At 39.0% G+C, this 19,762-nt stretch carries 17 protein-coding genes; 5 read left to right on the top strand and 12 right to left on the bottom strand.

Annotated elements, in window-relative coordinates; translation table 11 throughout:
- Window positions 1-12: 12 nt before the first annotated feature.
- The 6 genes from I858_RS04305 to ilvD all read right to left on the bottom strand — a co-directional run bounded on the left by I858_RS04305 (window position 13) and on the right by ilvD (window position 6,498).
- Window positions 13-768: an SDR family NAD(P)-dependent oxidoreductase gene (locus I858_RS04305; RefSeq protein WP_049694187.1), complete on the bottom strand. Its 756-nt coding sequence runs from the start codon at window positions 766-768 to the stop codon at window positions 13-15.
- Window positions 769-786: 18 nt separating this feature from the next.
- A complete protein-coding gene (locus tag I858_RS04300; RefSeq protein ID WP_049694188.1) occupies window positions 787-1,854 on the bottom strand; it encodes a tartrate dehydrogenase in 1,068 nt (355 codons plus the stop codon).
- A gap of 17 nt (window positions 1,855-1,871) precedes the next feature.
- Complete coding sequence (locus I858_RS04295) at window positions 1,872-3,140, bottom strand: TRAP transporter large permease (RefSeq protein WP_049694189.1); 1,269 nt, start codon at window positions 3,138-3,140, stop codon at window positions 1,872-1,874.
- 2 nt (window positions 3,141-3,142) lie between these two features.
- The gene (locus I858_RS04290; RefSeq protein ID WP_049694190.1) at window positions 3,143-3,613 is read right to left on the bottom strand and encodes a TRAP transporter small permease; all 471 of its coding nucleotides are present in this window, start codon (window positions 3,611-3,613) and stop codon (window positions 3,143-3,145) included.
- Between the two features lie 66 nt (window positions 3,614-3,679).
- Window positions 3,680-4,693 carry a TRAP transporter substrate-binding protein gene (locus I858_RS04285; RefSeq protein ID WP_049694191.1) on the bottom strand — a complete coding sequence of 338 codons (1,014 nt, stop codon included), beginning with the start codon at window positions 4,691-4,693 and terminating at the stop codon, window positions 3,680-3,682.
- Between the two features lie 122 nt (window positions 4,694-4,815).
- Entirely contained in the window at window positions 4,816-6,498 is a 1,683-nt protein-coding gene (gene ilvD, locus I858_RS04280) for a dihydroxy-acid dehydratase (RefSeq protein WP_049694218.1), read from the bottom strand.
- Between the two features lie 478 nt (window positions 6,499-6,976).
- Between ilvD and I858_RS16915 the strand changes: the two genes are divergently transcribed.
- Window positions 6,977-7,189, top strand: coding sequence for a GNAT family N-acetyltransferase (locus I858_RS16915; RefSeq protein ID WP_157886477.1), 213 nt, complete (start codon window positions 6,977-6,979; stop codon window positions 7,187-7,189).
- Between the two features lie 276 nt (window positions 7,190-7,465).
- On the opposite strand, the gene I858_RS04265 is transcribed toward I858_RS16915, so the two are convergent.
- The 4 genes from I858_RS04265 to I858_RS04250 all read right to left on the bottom strand — a co-directional run bounded on the left by I858_RS04265 (window position 7,466) and on the right by I858_RS04250 (window position 14,144).
- Window positions 7,466-8,704, bottom strand: coding sequence for a helix-turn-helix domain-containing protein (locus I858_RS04265; protein WP_083553657.1), 1,239 nt, complete (start codon window positions 8,702-8,704; stop codon window positions 7,466-7,468).
- A 92-nt stretch (window positions 8,705-8,796) separates the two neighbouring features.
- On the bottom strand, window positions 8,797-10,056 hold the full coding sequence (locus I858_RS04260) for a S8 family peptidase (protein ID WP_049694193.1): 1,260 nt from the start codon (window positions 10,054-10,056) through the stop codon (window positions 8,797-8,799).
- Between the two features lie 256 nt (window positions 10,057-10,312).
- Window positions 10,313-11,941: an alpha-glucosidase gene (locus tag I858_RS04255; protein WP_049694194.1), complete on the bottom strand. Its 1,629-nt coding sequence runs from the start codon at window positions 11,939-11,941 to the stop codon at window positions 10,313-10,315.
- Between the two features lie 181 nt (window positions 11,942-12,122).
- Window positions 12,123-14,144, bottom strand: a complete 2,022-nt coding sequence (locus I858_RS04250) for a penicillin-binding transpeptidase domain-containing protein (protein WP_049694195.1) — start codon at window positions 14,142-14,144, stop codon at window positions 12,123-12,125.
- A gap of 193 nt (window positions 14,145-14,337) precedes the next feature.
- Between I858_RS04250 and I858_RS04245 the strand changes: the two genes are divergently transcribed.
- Window positions 14,338-15,615: a glucose-6-phosphate isomerase gene (locus I858_RS04245; RefSeq protein ID WP_049694196.1), complete on the top strand. Its 1,278-nt coding sequence runs from the start codon at window positions 14,338-14,340 to the stop codon at window positions 15,613-15,615.
- A gap of 150 nt (window positions 15,616-15,765) precedes the next feature.
- Complete coding sequence (locus I858_RS04240) at window positions 15,766-16,350, top strand: biotin transporter BioY (RefSeq protein ID WP_049694197.1); 585 nt, start codon at window positions 15,766-15,768, stop codon at window positions 16,348-16,350.
- 40 nt (window positions 16,351-16,390) lie between these two features.
- Here I858_RS04240 and I858_RS04235 read toward each other — a convergent pair whose 3' ends face one another.
- Window positions 16,391-16,864, bottom strand: coding sequence for a HEAT repeat domain-containing protein (locus I858_RS04235; protein ID WP_049694198.1), 474 nt, complete (start codon window positions 16,862-16,864; stop codon window positions 16,391-16,393).
- Window positions 16,865-17,175: 311 nt separating this feature from the next.
- Here I858_RS04235 and I858_RS04230 point away from each other — a divergent pair, with 311 nt between their 5' ends.
- Entirely contained in the window at window positions 17,176-17,601 is a 426-nt protein-coding gene (locus tag I858_RS04230; protein ID WP_049694199.1) for an excalibur calcium-binding domain-containing protein, read from the top strand.
- Window positions 17,602-17,652: 51 nt separating this feature from the next.
- Window positions 17,653-18,327, top strand: a complete 675-nt coding sequence (locus I858_RS04225; protein WP_083553656.1) for a class D sortase — start codon at window positions 17,653-17,655, stop codon at window positions 18,325-18,327.
- Between the two features lie 49 nt (window positions 18,328-18,376).
- Here the strand turns inward: I858_RS04225 and I858_RS04220 are convergent, their stop codons facing one another.
- Window positions 18,377-19,609 carry a cysteine desulfurase-like protein gene (locus I858_RS04220; protein ID WP_049694201.1) on the bottom strand — a complete coding sequence of 411 codons (1,233 nt, stop codon included), beginning with the start codon at window positions 19,607-19,609 and terminating at the stop codon, window positions 18,377-18,379.
- Window positions 19,610-19,762 lie beyond the last annotated feature (153 nt).

Raw genomic sequence — 19,762 nt, 5'->3', positions numbered from 1 at the left:
TTCTCCCCTTTGTCAGATTCCGCGGCCTCCGTCAACATTTACTACGCTGCCCGTCATCATTTTCGCTAAATCAGAACTGAGGTATAACACACAGTTCGCAATTGCTTCAGGTGTAATCAATTCCCCTAATGGTACAGACTTACGGAATATATTTTCTTTTGTATCTCCTTCATCGCTGCCAGATGCTGTAAATTCACCAAGCATTTTCGTATCAGCTGGACCTGGGTTGATGGCATTTACTCTTATGTTATAGGGAGCTAGTTCGATTGCTAACGCTTTTGTCAAAGAAATCGTTGCACCTTTAGAAGCTACATAAGCATTCAGACCTGGGCGTGGTCGGTCTACAGAAACTGAAGCAATATTAATAATAGAGCCGCTCTTTTGTTGTTTCATATACGGAACGACCGCTCGAGAAGTTAAAAATACTGCCGTGGAATTAATCGCCATGATGCGCTCCCAATCGGCTAACGAAACATGTTCAATATCCGTAGCAGCTTGCGCTATTCCTGCAACATTCGCTAAAATATCAATTCGTCCCAAATTCTCAGCAGTTTTTTTAATGGCATGTTCTACACTTTTCTCGTCAGTCAAATTGCATTGAATAACGACTAACTGCTGTGGATATTTCCCTGCTAAGTCCTCGAGTCCATCAATATGTAAATCAATCGCACCTACACTTGCACCTCGCTCAAGAAATTGTTCAACCACTACTTTGCCCATACCTCCACCGGCACCGGTAACAATTGCTACTTTTTTTGCTAGTTCCATTCTTCATTCCTCCTAGTTTTATACTAAGTGCTTCACTTTTTCTGCAATTGCCGAGCCAACTTCTTGAGTTGTTGAAGTGCCTCCTAAGTCGGGTGTTAGTACGTTTCTTTCTTGAATAACTTGTTCAATCGCTTTAACAATCGCTACTGACAGATCAGGTCGCCCTAAATGTTCAAGCATCAAGGCAGCTGACCATATTTGTGCGATTGGGTTGGCAATTCCTTTACCTGCAATATCAGGTGCTGAGCCATGAATCGCTTCAAACATAGAAGGGAATTCCTTTTCGGGATTGATATTTCCAGATGGTGACATCCCCATTCCTCCTACTAAAGCAGCACCAAGGTCTGTTAAAATATCACCAAACAAATTTGATGCAACTACTACTTCAAACGATTCGGGTCGCATGACAAAATAAGCTGCCAACGCATCAATAAAATTGCTTTCAAGTTCAATGTTTCCATAATCTTTGGCGACACTTTCCACAACTTCATCCCAGAGTTTCATTGAATGAATAATCGCGTTGGATTTTGTTGCACTTGTCACTTTAGATTTGTTATGTTTTTCGGCATATTCAAATGCATATTTTGCGATACGTTCGACACCTTGTTTTGTAATAACCGTATTTTGAATGGCCATTTCTTGCGATTGTTGTTCGTATAAACGACCTCCGATATTCGAATATTCGCCTTCCGCATTTTCGCGAAACACCATAAAATCAATCGCTTGTTCGTTTTTCAATAAAGACTCAATGCCGGCTAGTCGTTTTATTGGTCGCATATTAACATACTGCTGAAAGTTTTTGCGAATCGGCATAATCAATTCCCATATGGTCACTCTATCTGGTACGCGCTTGTCTCCAACTGCACCAAACAAAATAGCATCAAAATTCTTTAGTTGATCGAGTCCATCATCAGGCATCATTTGACCGTTAGCCAAATAATATTCGCTACCCCATTCAAATTCTTTAAATTCAATCGCGAATGTAGAATTTTGTTGATTGATCGCTTCTAATACTTTTACGGCTTCTTTTGTAACCTCTGGACCAATGCCATCTCCTGGTAAGACCGCTATTTTAAATGCTTTCATAGTTTTCCTCCAAATCTTTAATCTCCAATAAGGAATAACGTAATTCCAGGAATAAATGAAATAATCAAAACATCAACAATCATCACCAAAATAAATGGAACAATTGCCTTTAATAAGCTTTCAAATTTCGTACCAGCGATATTCGCGGCAACAAATAAATTGATGCCTACTGGTGGCGTGATAAAGCCGATACCCAAGTTGACAATCATAATAATTCCGAAATGCACCAAATCAATTCCAAGCGCGTTCGCGATCGGCACAAGAATTGGCGTTAAAATGATAATAGCTGCTGACGTTTCTAAGAAAACTCCACAGACCAACAATAATAAGTTGATAATCAATAAAGCAATGATCCAATTATCTGTTACGCTGAGCATTAATTCTGTTAATTCTGCTGGGATTCGCTGACGTGTCAAATAATAACCAAATACAGAAGCTCCTGCAATAATAAACATGATGACCGCGGTTACCGTAACGGAAGATGCAAAAATTCTTGTTAAATCCGTTAGTTTAATTTCACGATAAACAAAAATCCCAACAAACAAGCCGTAAACTACTGCGACAACAGCCGCTTCTGTTGGCGTGAAAATTCCACCGTAAATTCCGCCAAGTATAATTACTGGCATCATTAAAGCAAGGAATGCATCGAAAAATGCTTTGAAAAAATCCTTGAAACCAAATTTCTCTCCCCCGCCATATCCTTCTTTTAACGAAATTAAATAAACCAGCAAAATCAGTGAAACCATCACAAACAATCCAGGAACAATTCCTGCGATAAATAACTCACTGACCGAAACTCCGGCAGCTACTCCATATAGGACTAACGGAACACTTGGCGGAATCATAATTCCGATAGTGCCGCCCGCTGCTTGAATCGCTGTTGCAAAACTTTTATCATACCCTTTATTAACCATCGCTGGAATCATCAATGCCCCGACTGCTGCTGTTGTTGCAGCTGCAGACCCTGAAATAGCTGCAAAAAAAGCACATGCAACGATCGACACAATTCCAAGTCCGCCTTTTACGCGACCAAAAATAACATTCGCTAGATGAATGAGCCTCCGAGAAATCCCACCACTTTCCATCAGTTTACCCGCAAGAATAAAAAATGGAATTGCCATAAGAGGAAATGAGTCAACCGAGTTGAACATTCGCTGAATAATGACGATTAATGAAACATCACCATCAATAAAGAAAACGAACGTTGAAGCTAGTCCAAGTGCAACTGCAATTGGAACATTAATTAAAAACAAAGCCATTAACAAAAGAAATAAGACTAACGCCATTTTTAGACACCCCCGCTTTTAAAGTCTTTAGAAAACTGCGAGGTCATATTAATAATCAAAACAATTCCGCTCAATGGGATCACCATATAAATGAGTCCCATTGGAATCCTTAGAACGGGTGATGTTTGAGCCATGCCTTGCATTGCGAGATCATAACCTTCAATCACCATAAGCAGGAAAAAAAGAAGACTTGCACATGTGGCGACACTGTAGAGAATCTTGCGAACTGGAACCGCAAATAATTTGACGAAAAACTCCATTCCGATATGTGCTTTTGAAGACATGGCATACGACGCGCCTAAAAATGTTAGCCAAATCAAGCTATATCGAGCTAACTCTTCGGTCCAAGCTAAAGGTGAGTTCAAAATAAATCGAAAAATGACTTGTAGAAAAACGACTGTAACAAGTAAAGCCATAATAAGATTTAATACATGCTTAATACCAAAGTTCATATAATTGATCCATTTACTCATTTTCTTGCCTCCGATATAAAAAAGAGAGAAAGGTTTCTCTCTTTTTTGAGTCCACTTATTATCCTGTTACTGAGCATCTAGAATTTCATTTAATAGATCTTGATATTCAATTGTTTCATATACAGGTTGGACTGCTTTTTGGAAAGGAGCTACATCGATATCCTCAATAATTTCCATTCCTTGATCTTTTAACGTTTGAATTGATTCTTTTTCCATTTCTACAATCAGATCACGCTCTCTTGCTCCTGCTTTTTGTCCTTCTTCGACAACAATGTCACGTAGTTCTTCTGGTAATTTGTCATATGTTTTTTGACTCATCATATAAATTGCAACCGAATAAACGTGACCAGTTAAACTCATATACTTTTGGTTGGCATCATATAAACTAAATTGATCTGCAACAATCGCAGGATTTTCTTGTGCATCTACTACTCCTTGTTGCAATGCTGTAATCGCTTCAGTCCAAGCCATCGGAGTTGGCTGTGCACCAAGTGCTTCAAATGCAGCTAAATGAATTTCATTTTCTTGCGTTCTGATTTTTAAGCCCTCCAAGTCTTTAGGTGTTTCGATTGGGCGAACAGCATTGGTAATGTGACGATAGCCATTTTCTCCCCACGATAGGCCGATGATGCCATTGTCTTTCATTTTTGCAAACAACTCATCTCCAATATCTCCTTCGAGTACTTCTACTGCTGAATCTCGATCTTTAAATAAGAACGGGACATCCAGAACACCTAGTTCTGGTACAAAGTTAGTAACAGGTGCTGTTGAAGAAACAACTAAATCTACTGTTCCCAGCCCCATACCTTCTGTTAGTTCACGTTCTGCACCAATTTCACTATTCGCAAAAACTTCGATTGTTACTTGTCCATCTGTTCGTTCTTCAACCGCATCTGCCATTTCTATTAGACCTAGGTGATAGGGATGATCATCAGGCAAAGAATGCCCTGCCTGTAAAACAAATTTCTCGTCTGATCCTTCGCCTCCTGATGATGAATCATTATCCGAATCTCCACACGCTGTTAAAGCCAAGACACTCGCCAACATAAGTGAAACAAATCCAACCTTCTTTTTCGTCATTGTATTTCCCCCTTTTTCTTATTCAACAGGCAAGATGTCTTAACTAGAAGTTCATCTTGCATAACGAATGTTGTCTTAAACATTTTGCATCTATAGAAGATTCCTTAGCAAACCATGTCTCATTAACGATTCAAGTAGTCGGTGACTGCTCCTTTAGAAGAACAAGAAACGTTATGTGCATACTTTCCAAGAACACCTTTTCTATGAAGTGGTGGCGCGACCCAGTGCTTGCGCCGTTCTTCTATTTCCACTTCTGAGACGTCCATTGAAATTTCTTGTAGTTCAGAATCAATGGTTACGATATCTCCTTCTTCAAGCAAAGCAATGGGCCCACCAACTTGAGCTTCTGGTGCGAGATGACCAACTACTAAGCCATGGGTTCCACCTGAAAAACGACCGTCTGTTAACAACGCAACAGAGGCATCCATTCCTTTACCAACAAGAATTGCAGATACCGACAACATTTCTGGCATACCCGGCCCTCCTTTTGGTCCAACATAACGAATAACCAAGACGTCGCCTTTGTTAATTTCATTTGCCATGACAGCTGCTGTTGCATCTTTTTCATTATTGAAAACGCGAGCTGGTCCAGTGTGGCGTTTTACTTTCACGCCAGAAACTTTTGCTACCGCACCACTTGGTGATAGGTTTCCTTTTAATACAATTAATGGCCCATCTTGTCGTTTTGGATTATCGAATGGCATGATGACTTTTTGACCTTCTGACAGTCCAGGAACTTCTCGTAGATTTTCTGCTACTGTTTTACCGGTGACCGTCATACAATCTCCGTGTAAAAAGCCTGCTTCTAGTAACATTTTCATCACGGCTTGAACGCCACCCACTTCATGTAAATCTTGCATGACGTATTGGCCACTCGGTTTTAAATCTGCCAAATGCGGCACCTTTTTTTGCATAATATTAAAGTCATCAATTGTTAAATCAACTTCTGCTGCATGAGCAATTGCTAATAAATGAAGAATAGCATTTGTTGACCCGCCAAGAACCATCACAACTGTAATGGCATTTTCAAACGCTTCTTTTGTCATAATGTTTTTTGGATAAATACCAAGTTCCAGTAAATTATGCACAGCGGCTCCTGCTTTTTCACAATCTGCTCGTTTTTCTGCTGATACCGCAGGATTTGAAGAACTTCCAGGCAAACTCATGCCCATTGCTTCAGCTGCAGATGCCATTGTGTTAGCAGTATACATCCCACCGCATGACCCCGCTCCTGGACAGGCACTACATTCGATACTGCGGAGTGTATCATCGCTAATGTCTCCATTATTGTGTTGGCCAACACCTTCAAATACCGAGACAATGTCAATATCTTGACCGTTATGGCGTCCTGGAGCGATTGTTCCCCCGTAAACAAACACAGCAGGTACTTCAGAGTTTGCAATTGCGATCAAACAACCTGGAATATTTTTATCGCAACCACCAATCGCCACTAGACCATCTAAACTTTCTGCACCTACTACTGTTTCAATCGAATCTGCAATTACATCTCGACTAGAAAGAGAATATTTCATTCCTTCTGTTCCCATTGAAATGCCGTCAGATACAGTAATGGTATTAAATATAAACGGGACGCCTCCAGCTTCTCGTGCGCCTTTTTTGGCACTGATCGCTAAGTCGCCAATATGTATATTACATGGAGTTACCTCACTCCATGTGCTAGCAACACCAATCATTGGTTTTTTAAAATCTTCATCGGTTACACCAACTGAGCGAAGCATCGCTCGATTCGGTGCTTTCATGGCACCTTCAAAAACTTTACTATTGATACGCAAATCTTTTTTCATCATTATCCTACCCTTTCTTTTCTATTCATTATAGAGCAGATTTGTCAGAATTCAATGAATAAATGAATAATAGTTTTTTATTTTTTTAATTGGTATATCACTTGTGTTTGTATACGCTTACAATAGTTATTAATTAATATTCTTCTTGATATATACAATATATTCCTATATAATTACCTTTTTCAGAATAACTTTATCTATTGGAATGAAAATTTTAGTGGAGATCTTGAAATGCCCCATTGAGTTGTATTGAACTTTTATCACAATTGATAGCTATCATTTAGATATGGAGGAGATGGGGATTTGCTGATCCGTGAGGCTAAAAAAGATGAATGTCATTTGGTAAAACAGCAGCGTTTGTCATCCTATGAATCTTATAAAGATAAGCTTTCACACAAACAATGGCATTTGCTCAAATCAAATCTAGTATGTCATACTGATCAACAACCCGGGTCAAAGTATTTGTGGCGAAGTTGGATTGGAAATTGTCGGCAGTGTTGGGTTGTTTCCGGCCAAGACAAAATCTTACGTCTGGAATGGTGTGGCCACCCCTTATCCAGAAATTCGTTTATTAGCAGTTATTCCCGAGCTTCAATCACGCGGAGTAGGCACTGCACTCGTTGAACATTGCTTAGATATTTCTAAATCTCCAAACAACAGTATGTTGGATTATATACAGGTAGTTTTATGAAGCATGCCATTGCTCTTTATGAAAAAATGGGCTTTGAACGTGGCCATTCACTCGACTTGCCTCCCATTACGAGCAGCGTTGCAATTGAAGCTTTTCGTTTTGATTTATAAACACAAAAAAGCCAGAGAATCAACCGATTCCCTGGTCTTTTTAGTTGAACCTTGTCTCCGAAATTCGTAATTTCTTATAACGGCGGTAATACATTTGGACCATTTAGTATCACCATCGACAATAATCCCATATACGTAACCGATAAAATCAACAACTTTTTCTTCATCAATTCCATTCACCACCATTCTCATCCCAAAAGGATTGATAGTAATACGCTTTTTCCCATTGTTGCTGTGCGCTATAATGCGTGGCAAGTTCTGCAGCAACATTTTTTGTTTCTTTAATATAACCATTTTTTCTGAAGAATTGGAACATTATATCTTCACAATAGGTCTTAAGGTCTGGTTGGGAAAAATTCCGTTTCTCGAAATACGTGACATAGATACGAAAAAATTTGTCTTCACTTTTTGTACTGAGTGCTTTTAATTCTTGAATTTGTGTTGTTGCATCTTGTTCTGTTTCAAGCATCGATTCAACCAAACTCGTTAAAACAGCTTTATGAAAATACGTTGACGGTTCGACTTTCTCTTTTAAAGATTGCAGAATTTCCAACGATTCATAATGGGCGTGTTTCATTCGTAATAGCTCTGTGTAATTATAAAGCGTTTGATTGTGTAAGTCGGTTTGATTTGTTAAGTGTGTGTTTCGGATTAAGATTTCATATAAACTTTCTGCTTGCACTATTAAGTTTCTACGAGTGTAGTTTATAGCCAACAGCATTTGAGCGTGAAGAAGCCGTATGTAATTATGATGAAGTTGGAACGAGCGAACGGCCAATTCGGCAAAATGTGCAGACAGTTCATAGCGATCGGCTAGAACCAGCATGCGTGCTTTTTGATAATAGAATTCACCTTCGAATTTTTGCGGAATGCTTTGAATGCCACTATCGAGTGTATCAAGAAGTTCAAATGACTTTGTCTTTTCCCCAGTCATGGTAAAATAAAGGGATTGAAAAAATTGATAAATCCAATATTCAGGTGATAAAAAGGAAGCTTTCATTCGCTCTAATAACTTTTTTTGTTGCTCGGCTTTGCTTAAATTGTTGTCATAAATATAAAAGCGGAATTTATATAGTTCGTATTGATTGACCAAGTCTGTCGACTGAATGTATTCGTTTTGTCCTTCTAATTGCTTGTACACTTGGCGCATCGTATCGAGATCATAGTACAATGAACAATCAATAAACTTCTCAATTAGACGAGTTAATTGCTTATGCTTTTCTACTTCTTTGTTGAGCTGAACCCCCATTTTTAATAACAATGCCTCGATTGTAGATGGGTGAGGACTGTAGGTATTCGATTCCGTTTTGCTCAAATGGGAAATCGAACAAATGCCATCTGCTAATTGCGATTGCGTCATGTTGTTTTTAGTTCGGTAGTATTTAATAATAGACCCAACGTTCATAGTTTCACCCTTTTTAACAGAATAATTAAAATATAACACAAAAAACAACCTTGACCTACCTGTCAAGGTTGTTTTTGAAATTGCACGTTTAGTTATTGAACACGGGCAAATCCAAAGCCGGATGCATAGTCATCCCCATACCCTGCTCCCGATCCTGATAGAATGTCATACGCTTTCGCTCGACTTTGTAAATTCGCGCGAACTTGGACATTGCTTGCGCTTGGATTTGTGGCCCAAACTTTCGCCGCCAATCCGGCAGCGTGTGGAGAAGCCATAGAAGTCCCACTAATCGTAGCATAGCCACCTGTGTGCCACGCTGAATAAATTGCTGCACCTGGAGCTGAAATTTCTACATCGTATTTACCGATTGAGTAATCACCATCATAATAACTGTAACCACGTGAAGAAAAGTCTGCTACACGGTGCGTACCATTTTGAATCACATTTTCAAGTGCTGCAACAGCAACCGCATTAGGTAAAGCTCCTGGGAAACCGATAGATCCTTGGGAAGGACCCGAGTTTCCTGCTGCTGCAATTACCAACACGCCTTTGTTGTAAGCATAGTTCACAGCATTTGTAATCAAGCTGCTTTCAGCAGAAGATCCTAATGACATGTTAATGACAACTTTTGTTTTTAATGCCGTGGCTTGGTCAGCTACGTGACGAATGGCTGCTGCAATGTCATCCGATGACCCTGTGCCGTCATCTCCTAATACTTTATACGCCCAAAGGTCAGCTTGTGGAGCTACACCATATAAACCGCCATTTCCATTAGCAAGCGCTGACCCTGCTACGTGCGTGCCATGTCCTTGACGATCTGTACATGTTCCATTGGTGATACTAGAATTTAACGTAAAATCCTTGCATTGTTCCACATTAGTTGCTAAATCTGCATGATTTACATTCACACCTGTATCAAGTACAGCGATATTAATTCCTGTGCCTCCTGAAGATTGTGTTAAGTAATTATTATTGTAAATGGCTTTAATTCCCCACGGAGTTGACTGAGAAGCGGCCATTGTAGAGTAAGTTGCTAACGGCTCTGACGATGTTTCTTCTATGCTGTATTCAGGAACTTTTTCGATAGAAAGGTTTTTGTTTTTCTGTAATGCGTTAAACTGCTTTTCGTTCATATTGGTTGTGAATCCTTCATTTTCAAAATCCCATTGTACCCCGTATTGACTCTTTGCGTTTTTCATTTCTTTGCCATTTGCCGAGTCGATCAATACACGGAACTTCTCATTGCCGTTTTCTTTTTCAACAGCGTTTCCGTTTGCGCTAACGCCCATTGCTGGTATAAGCAAAGTAGCCGTTAACATTGCCGTCGTAATGAATTTTGCCGATTTTTTCATCGTTCAATCCCCTTTTCCAATATGGTTTATGGCAAGCTAACTCCAGCCACGGCGTCCCGTACTGTTGCATTGTTTGGTAAATCGCTGTGCCACACATCTAAAGTTAGCAGAAGTATCAGTTTTTTGTAATTGGGAAATTTATTCACAAAAAGAGGCGTTAAAGTCTTTATAGGTCTATAAACTCGGTCTTATTTACCTATTTTTAAAAAAAGAAAAGCTACTGCCTCTTCTTAAGAGTAGGCAGTAGCTTTTCAACTTAGTAAATTGGTTTTTTCAAAAAGTAAACACACGCTTCGTAAGGCTGCAATACACCTTTTTCACGTTTGCTGTAATTGCTTAGCAAAAGTTCAGCATCGTACGGACTGTTCCATGTACAGGTTCTTTCACTTAAATTTGATGCAATCAGCATTTTGGTGTAATGGTCTTCTCGAACATACGCATACACATCCGAACATCCTGAATCAGCTAAGTCAGTCGTTCCATAAATGAGCACTTTCCAGTTTTGTCTCAAATGAATCATTTTTTTGTAGAATGACCAAATGGATTTTGGATTGTCTTTTTGAGCCTCGACATTTAGCCACTTGTAGTTTGGATTTACAGCTAGCCATGGCTTGACCGTTGAAAACCCCGCGAAATCCTGATCATTCCATTGCATAGGCGTACGCGCATGGTCTCGACTAATTTTTTTAATCATCTTCATAATTTCTTGATGAGATGCTCCTTCTTTTCGCTTATACCGGTAAATGTTTTTTGTTTCAATATCTCGGTACATGTCGATGTCGTCAAACGGCGCGTTAGTCATGCCAATTTCTTGGCCTTGGTATATGAACGGAGTGCCTTGCATGAAAAAGTACATACACCCTAACGCTGTGGCGCTTTCAAACCAATAATTTTGGTCATTGCCCCAAATGGAAACGGTTCGTGGACGATCGTGATTTTCAATATAAAGCGTATTCCACGCAATGCCATATGCAGCTTTTTGCCACCGGTTTAATACTTCTTTTAAATCAATCACGTCTAAGCCACTCTTCAAATTGCTACTTGCTGCTTCAATGGCTTCCAATTGAAAAATCATATTAAACTTTCCGTATTTTTCTCCAATCCATTTTTTCAATCCTTGTGATTTAACGCTATTCGCTTCACCTATGGTCACAATGTCATGCTTAGCAAACGCCCGATCGCGAAGCTCCGCCAATATCGTTTGCAGCCCTTCTACTTCCGTGAACTTTTCCCAAGCCGGAATATAGGGCAAGTTTTGTGGATTCGGCATATTACGATAATCCTTTTTTAAATGATTAATGGCATCTACACGAAATCCATCCACGCCTTTAGCTAACCACCAATGAATCATGTCATAAATAGCTTCACGCATGTCTTGGTTTTCCCAATTCAAATCAACTTGGTTTTTCGAGTAAATGTGTAAATAATATTGCCCAGTTTTCGGATCAAATGTCCAAGCTGGACCTCCAAAAATACTTTCCCAATTGGTTGGTTGATCACGCCATACATACCAGTTTCGTTTTGCGTTGTGTCGCGAAGCTTTGGATTCTAAAAACCAAGGATGCTGATCACTAGTGTGATTGAGCACCAAATCGAGAATCAACCTCATTCCACGTTTATGAATTTCTTCAAGCAAACCATTGAAATCATCCATAGTTCCCATTTCTTCCATAATTGCTTGATAATCACTTACGTCATAGCCATTGTCTATATTGGGCGATTTGTAAACTGGACAAATCCAAATTATGTTTACGCCTAGTTCATCTAAATAATCTAGTTTTTCTGTTATTCCTGCTAAATCACCAATTCCATCACCATTTGAATCGTTAAAACTTCTAGGGTAAATTTGGTAAACTACTGCTTCTTTCCACCAAGTTTCTTTCAAAGCCCTCGCCTTCTTCCTTGTACTGGAATTAACTTTAGCCCAAAATAGCGGAATCATTTCTTAACTTAATTTATTCAAGATTCACTTCAGAAATCCTGCACGTTTTTGTTAGTTACTCGTTAATTCTTTTAGCAAGAAAATCCTCCACTCTCTTTTTATAGTGGAGGATTGCTCTGCTTTTTTATCGTGCTTTGTATTCTTCAAATACTTTTGCTGCAAATCCGGCAACGTAATCACTGCCACCGTTGTCTTCAATCGATTCGATCATCATAGCTAAAATAAAGTCAGGACTTTCCGAGTCGTAGGCAACGAAAAAGCCATTTTCTTTGCCATCTTCTCCAATTTTCCCTTTCAATTCAGCTGTCCCTGTTTTCCCAGCGATCTTAACCGTTTTGCTATTTGCTGATTGTGCGTAGCCTTCGACAACGACATTTCGCAACCCTTCTCGAAGAACTTCAGCATTTTCTGCACTAAGTAAATCTTCTTTCCACACTTGGCTTTTTTCTTCATCCATGAACAATAACGGTTTGTGCATAGTCCCATCTGTTAAGAACGGCTCATACATAGAAGCTAGGTGAAGAATATTGGTTAGCATTTGACCTTGGCCAAATGACGTATCTGCGAGTTGTCCTTCAGATCCAATTGTTCCTTCATTGGAAATTTGTGAAGTTTGTAATTCTAAAGCAAAAGGTATTTCTTCTTCAAAGCCGAAATTCTTTAATCCAGAAACAAATGCATTGTTTCCCATTTCGAGTGCTTGTCGTGCAAAATAAATGTTGTCAGAATAAACGAACGCTGTATTTAAATCAACTGGATTCGGTGCTTCTGGATGCAGACGAGTAACTCGGTAATCTCCCCAAGAACTGTCTTTTTGCCATGTGGTCCCATCAATCTGCAAGCCGACAGAAGGATCTAATGTTCCTGCTTCTAATCCAATTGCTGCCGTTACTGGCTTGATTGTTGACCCTGGTGCATACGCTGCTCCAAAACGATTAAACAATGGATTTAGCGGATCTTCATTTAATGCTTTAAAGCGACTTTTACTAATACCTAGCATGTATTCATTTGGATTGTAAGCAGGTGAACTCACCAGTACTAACGTTTCACCTGTTTTTGGATCTACTGCAGCACTCGTTCCTGCTTCACCTTCCATTGCATTGTAAGTGGATTTTTGTAATTCGGCGTCAATGGTCAGAATGACGGTTTCACCATCTTTAGCAGGCGTTTCCGTAATCAGTAATTCCTCGCCAGTTTCACCTTGCTTTTTAATAAGAAGCTTTCGTCCATTTTCACCATGAAGCTGCTCTTCTAGTATTTGCTCGAGTCCTCGTCTACCAATAGAGTCTGTTGATGTATAGCCTTGATCTTTTAGCTCTTCTAATTTTTCAGCTGTGATAGGTCCGATATAACCACTCAAATGTCCAAGAGCTTCTTCATACGGATATTCACGCATCTCTGTTTCTTGAAAACTTACTCCTGGAATCGATTTTACTTTTTCTAATAGTTTGGTATTGTTTTTAGCTGCTTTAGAAATCGGTACAAATTGATTTTCTTGAACCCAACTTTGGTTTATTTTTTCATCGATTGCTGCAACTGACATTTCAAGAACTTCTGCTAATGTTTTCTTATCCTCCGATTTTGTAAAGCTTTCCGGAACGACACCAATAGTGTAACCTGTTCCGTTTACAGCGATTGGCTTTTTGTTGCGATCTAGAATTTCACCACGCTGTGCAGTGGTTGTTGACACACGCACTTCGTCGCCTTTTTCTAATTGTTCAAATATAAACGAAGGGTCCCATTCAACAAACCAGTCTTCTGTTTCACCATGCGTTTCAAATAGCAAGGTCATGTTTTTTTCAAATGCTACCGGTCCTGCAACTGTATCCATTTTTACTTGTACGGGAAAATCTGCTGGTTTTTCAGTATCCCAATTTTTTTCATCTTCTAATTTTGTAAAGGTCACTTCGACATTATTGATAGATAAATCTTCATAAATTTTTTGCTGGCGCTCGACAAAATCTTCTGATGCAAATGCTTCTTTTGTTCCTTTGTTTAAATAATCACTATACATTTTTGTAAACTCACTACTGTTCCAATGGTCTATGTATGCGTTTAGTCGTTCTTCAGGCGTCGTTTTTGGCTGACAACCTGCTAACAAAATCAAGAAAGCCAACGTCAAAATGATCGTTATTTTTTTAGCCATACCATAACCCCCAATTGTTTTCTTTATTTTACCAATAAATAGCTATCAGTTGAAAGTATAATCATGTATTCTCAAAAATAGTTTTTTGCGATTTTATAGTATTCTATTAAGTACTCCGCAACTGTTCCATGAAACATGAGTCTTTGCTAGATTTAATATGGTAAACTGAATACTAAAAGACAGGAGGGTGAATATGGTTAACATCACATTTTCAGAATCTATCGGTTCTATATTAACGCTAGAAAAAAGAGCGCAATTAAAACAGATTCACGAAAATCTTTATAGTAAAAAAGGGAAAGGCTCAGACTTTCTAGGTTGGTTAGATTGGCCGAGTACGCTCGATCAATCGTTTATGGAAAAAGTCGAGAAAACTGCTGCTCAAATTCGAGAAAAAGCAGATGTCTTAGTGGTTATTGGTATTGGTGGATCTTATTTAGGTGCGAAAGCTGTATTATCTGCACTCGATCCTTATTTCAAAAATGAATCTGCTTTAGAAGTCGTTTTTGCAGGTCATCAAGTTAGCGGAGAATACTTAAAACAATTGCTTGCACACCTTGAAGACAAACGAGTCATGGTCAATGTCATTTCTAAATCGGGTAAAACAACAGAACCTGCTATCGCCTTTCGTTTCTTAAAAGAATTTATGGAAAAACGGTATGGTGAGAGAGCAGCTGAACGAATTATCGTTACAACAGACGCTGAAAAAGGAGCTTTACTCACATTAGCTGAAGAAAACGGTTACGAGCGTTTTGTTGTTCCTGCAGATGTTGGTGGACGTTATTCTGTGTTCACAGCGGTTGGCTTGGTACCAATTGCAGCGGCTGGTTATTCGATTAGCGACTTACTCGCAGGTGCCGCCAACGCTGAAGAACTTTACAACAATACGAATTTTGATGAAAACGTAGCTGCTCAATATGCAGCTGTTCGTCACCAACTATATGCAGAAGGTTATACAACAGAAGTAATGGCGACATTCGAACCAAAGCTGTCTTTCGTTCAAGAATGGTGGAAACAACTGTTTGGTGAAAGTGAAGGCAAAGAAGGCAAAGGAATTTTCCCAGCCTCTGTTTCTTTTACAACAGACTTGCACTCGATGGGTCAGTATATTCAAGACGGTAAACGCAATTTATTTGAAACGTTTCTACTTGTTCAAGAAGCAAATGAAGACTTGTCGATTTTCGAAGCCGAAAACGACGACGATGAATTAAACTATATGGCGGGACTTTCTTTGCACGAGTTTAATCACGTAGCGTATAAAGGAACATCAAGTGCACACTTAGATGGTGGTGTGCCTCAACTTAGTTTAACAATTCCTAAAATTGATGAATTCCAACTAGGTCATCTATTGTATTTTTATATGCTTACATGTGCTTACAGCGCTTATATGCTTGATATCAATCCATTTGATCAGCCTGGCGTAGAAGATTACAAGAATAATATCTTTAAGTTATTGAACAAACCAGGATATTAAGTAACATAAAAAAGCTGACCTTCTAAAAGGTCAGCTTTTTCTATATTTTTTTACGGATTCGTTTTTGTGTTAACTTAAAATAAAAATAAGTTGACTTAAATATTCCTACTCTTTATACTTAGTTTATCTAGAAAAGTAGGAGGACATCGTATGACAACAACGACCACTGCCAGATCGGCAAATCATTCTCGCACCTTGCAATTGGTGCATATCGCTTTATTTGCTGCATTAATGGCAATTGGCGCAAATATCGCTTCTTTTCTAATTGTTGGTGGTGTACCAATTACGCTTCAAACTTTTTTTGCTATTTTAGCAGGCATTCTTCTTGGTAGTCGCAAAGGCGCTTTTTCCATGATTGTTTACGCACTTATTGGCCTTGCTGGTGTTCCCGTTTTCGCAAAATTTTCCGGTGGTATGGATACTTTAATCAGTCCAACATTTGGATTTATTGTTTCATACGTTTTTGTTGCTTTTTTAGTTGGACTTATTATTGAAAAATGGCCTACTAAAAAAGGATTTGTTGTTGCGGCATTAATCGGAGTAGCCGTCAATTACTTGTTTGGCACCAACTGGATGTACGCCGCTTACAAGTTGTGGTTTGCAGCACCCGAAGGCTTTACTTACAAACTAGCGTGGGCATGGATGGCTGTTCCACTTCCAAAAGATTTAATCCTTGCTGTACTTGCCGGCTTGTTCGGTTACCGTTTAAAACCTATCATTCAAAAGTATCTTTAAAAAAACCCGGTTGCCACCAAGGCATCCGGGTTTTACTTGCTTATCTGCGGCGTGGTTGTTTAAATGGAGCGGCTTTCCATTGTTCTTCTAACCATTCTTCGAATTCTTCGCCTTTGTCGCCTTTATACGTATCGTAAATATCGCTACGCATTTTCTGTAATTTTTCTTTAAATTCTTCGTAGCTATGTCCTACTGGTAAACTTTTCTTGATACGCACAAGTACTTTAGAAGTATCTTTGATCAAATCAAATTTCTTACGTTCTGGCATATGAACGTCTTCGCCAAAGTCTTTTAATTTCTCATAGGCAGCTTCTTGTACTTGATAGACAGAGTCATGATTCATGCGATGCGTCAAAAGATCGATTGTTGGTTCACTTTTCCAATTGCCAAGCTCTTCAACTGCAGCTAAACGCTCTTTCCAGTTTGCCTGTCGATTCGCCGCTTTTTTCAATTCATCGTAATTCGGTGGCAAGTTTGTCGTTTTGTTGTCATTAGTATTGTTCGTTTGTGTCAAAATTTCATTCTCCTTTATTTATGTTCCTTTTACGGGAAATAATTTGATGCTTTCAGTTGGCGGAACAAGTTCATTTCAGTATAACACCAACTAGAACAAAAAGAAAAAAGTCGATTATTCTGCAAGTCAATGTCACAGTTGAAAAGCGACTATTTAAGAGGACTAAAGGTAATCGTACCTGTATTTTCCATAAGTCTTTCCACCCTTTTTAGTTATTTTTTTACAATATCATCAAAAATTGATTGAAAATTAAGTAAACTGTAGTTAAGATAAATCTATGTTACATATTTTACTAAAAAGGAGGAAGATATATGAAGAAAAAGTTAGTTGGAGTTTTATTAGGATCATTTCTTGTACTAGGGTCTGCATTAAACGTGGGGGCCGTAGAAAACGATAAAAATTGTGACGATTTTGCATCACATAATGATGTGCTAGCATTTTGGTATGAGAATGGTTATAGTGCTGACAACGATCCTCATGATTTGGATCGTGATAATGATGGACTTGCTTGTGAAGTCACTCAAAGTGAATATGATAGTTACGTAGCAAGTCAGGAAGCCAATGATTCATCTGGTGAGACAGTAACTGAACAAGAAACGGCTGTTGAGGATAAAACAGAAGAAGGCGCTGCATTGCCGAAAACTGCTTCAAACGGTCCCTTAATGATGCTGTTCGGCGCTGGTCTTGCTGGTGCTGGTTCACTTTTATTGTTCCGACGCAGAAAACAAAGTGCATAAATAAAACTCACTGGCAGGAAGTTTCCTGCCAGTTTTTTTGAGGTGAAGTTGATGAAAAAATGGTTGGGTGTTTTTTTACTTGTTTCAGGGCTAATAATCGGCATTTACAATTTATCCGAATGGCACACCGCCACAAGCTCTGCACAAGATCTAACTAAAGAAGAACTAAGCACAATTCAGGAATTAAAAGAAGTTGCCGCCTTTAAAGTTCAAGATGAACCCATTCCAATAGCGGATAAAGCACCAATAATCTCTTTACCTGTTAAAAAATCGGAGCCTGTTCTAACTACTTCTCTTAAGCAAGAACCTGGAGAAAAAACAGCCGATTTGCTAATTCCTGAAATTGGTCAAAAATATTCGGTTTACTGGGGAGCAGACGAAAAAACTTTAGAAAAAGGTGTTGGTCTTTTTGTCAGTGACTTAACGACCGTTCCTGGAGAAAATGGACATACCGTATTAAGTGGTCACCGTGATACCGTTTTTACTGGACTGAGTGATCTTAAAGAACAAGATAACTTGTTGATTGAGTATAACGGAGAGACTTTTGTCTACGAAATCACACAGATTTGGATTACACACGAAGACGATAGAACCGTCATTGTCGAAAAAGATCAATCCATACTAACATTGACCACTTGTTATCCGTTTAACTTTATCGGCTATGCGCCAGACCGTTATATCGTTCAAGCAAAATTGATTTCGACTCATGAAACTACATTAAAATAAACAATGCAACAGCTGTTAAACGATCAGCCGTTGCATTGTTTTTTGTAATTTATAGGTTTTTAATGGCAGCAATCAACCGCTCTACTTCTTCTTCAGTGTTATAAGGAGCAAGCCCCGCCCTTACCCATCCACCACTATCGTTAACGCTTAGTACATCGCCTAACGTAGAAGCGTAAAAATGACCAGCTGCAACGAAAATACTGTGTTCTTCTGCAAGAGTTTTGCAAATGTCCCCTGGTTTGATGTTACTCACTTGAAAAGCGACGGTTGGCGTTTTCGGAACATTTGCTCCAGCTTGTGTAACGGTTACACCTTCAATTGCTGATAAGCCTTCGCGAAGGCGATTTGCTAAAGCATTTTCATGTTTTTCAACTTCTTCAATGCCGTTCAAAATACGTTCTCTTCTCGTTTCACCTTCACCGAATTGAGCAAAAAACTCAATAGCTGATGGAATACCTGCAATACCTTCATGATTTTGTGTGCCCGTTTCCAACTTATCTGGATAATAGTCCGGAGATGTCGTTAGTTTGTAAGGTTGGAGATGTTTGAACAACTCTTCTTTAATTGCAACAATACCGATATGCGGACCAAAAAATTTGTAAGCCGAGCATAATAAAATATCAACCTGCATCTCATCTCGGTCAATTGGCAAGTGCGGCGCAGCGTGAACTGCATCAGCTACGAGCAAAGCGCCTACTTTTTTTGCTCTCTCAGCGAACGGTTTAAGATCGACTACTGTGCCGATCGCGTTAGAAGCCATACCGATGGCTACAATTTTTGTTTTTTCATTGATTAACTCGTCTAACTGTGTCAGATCTAGTGTTTTCGTTTCCGCATCGACTTTAATCCAGCGAACTGTTAGTCCACGGTCTTCTGCCATCATAATCCATGGATCGATATTAGCGCGGTGATCCATTTCTGTGACCACCACTTCGTCTCCTGCTTTAAAGTTTTTACCGAGTGCATTAGCGATAGCAATTGTTAATGTTGTCATATTAGCACCAAATGCTACTTCATTTGCTTGGACATTTAAAAAATCAGCGACCGCTAGTCTAGCTTCTGAAATGACTTTTTCGGTTTCCCAACTAGACGGGAATGCGCCGTGAAGGTTTGCACCACCTTTTTCCATGTAGTTCGTAATCGCTTGAATGGCTGTACCTACGACTTGCGATCCTCCTGGACCATCAAAATACGCGACTGTTTTGTCTTTGTATGTTCTTTTTAAAGCCGGAAATTGTTCACGAACTTTAGTAATTGGATAATTGCTTTTTGCTGTTTTCATTATATGCAGCTCCTTTAAAATAGGGTACTGTTACCGTATTCAATTTTCCGATAGAATCTCCTTTATTTTTTAGTAGTTTTGAAAAATCTATCCATTAAAAAGTAAATACGTGCCAAACTTCATTTCAACTCAAAATGCTATATTCGCAGCATT

The sequence above is a fragment of the Planococcus versutus genome, from assembly GCF_001186155.3.
Lineage (GTDB): Bacteria > Bacillota > Bacilli > Bacillales_A > Planococcaceae > Planococcus > Planococcus versutus.
Note: the sequence above shows the minus strand (reverse complement) of the source record. Positions and strands in the feature narration are given on the sequence as shown.

Excerpts from the sequence above, each read along its gene's own strand:
- I858_RS04260 (WP_049694193.1), bottom strand. The coding sequence starts at position 10,056 with ATGAAAAAATCGGCAAAATTCATTACGACGGCAATGTTAACGGCTACT.
- I858_RS04305 (WP_049694187.1), bottom strand. The coding sequence starts at position 768 with ATGGAACTAGCAAAAAAAGTAGCAATTGTTACCGGTGCCGGTGGAGGT.
- I858_RS04240 (WP_049694197.1), top strand. The coding sequence starts at position 15,766 with ATGACAACAACGACCACTGCCAGATCGGCAAATCATTCTCGCACCTTG.
- ilvD (WP_049694218.1), bottom strand. The coding sequence starts at position 6,498 with ATGAAAAAAGATTTGCGTATCAATAGTAAAGTTTTTGAAGGTGCCATG.
- I858_RS04230 (WP_049694199.1), top strand. The coding sequence starts at position 17,176 with ATGAAGAAAAAGTTAGTTGGAGTTTTATTAGGATCATTTCTTGTACTA.
- I858_RS04290 (WP_049694190.1), bottom strand. The coding sequence starts at position 3,613 with ATGAGTAAATGGATCAATTATATGAACTTTGGTATTAAGCATGTATTA.
- I858_RS04300 (WP_049694188.1), bottom strand. The coding sequence starts at position 1,854 with ATGAAAGCATTTAAAATAGCGGTCTTACCAGGAGATGGCATTGGTCCA.
- I858_RS04265 (WP_083553657.1), bottom strand. The coding sequence starts at position 8,704 with ATGAACGTTGGGTCTATTATTAAATACTACCGAACTAAAAACAACATG.
- I858_RS04285 (WP_049694191.1), bottom strand. The coding sequence starts at position 4,693 with ATGACGAAAAAGAAGGTTGGATTTGTTTCACTTATGTTGGCGAGTGTC.
- I858_RS04220 (WP_049694201.1), bottom strand. The coding sequence starts at position 19,609 with ATGAAAACAGCAAAAAGCAATTATCCAATTACTAAAGTTCGTGAACAA.
- I858_RS04250 (WP_049694195.1), bottom strand. The coding sequence starts at position 14,144 with ATGGCTAAAAAAATAACGATCATTTTGACGTTGGCTTTCTTGATTTTG.
- I858_RS04245 (WP_049694196.1), top strand. The coding sequence starts at position 14,338 with ATGGTTAACATCACATTTTCAGAATCTATCGGTTCTATATTAACGCTA.
- I858_RS04295 (WP_049694189.1), bottom strand. The coding sequence starts at position 3,140 with ATGGCGTTAGTCTTATTTCTTTTGTTAATGGCTTTGTTTTTAATTAAT.
- I858_RS04225 (WP_083553656.1), top strand. The coding sequence starts at position 17,653 with ATGAAAAAATGGTTGGGTGTTTTTTTACTTGTTTCAGGGCTAATAATC.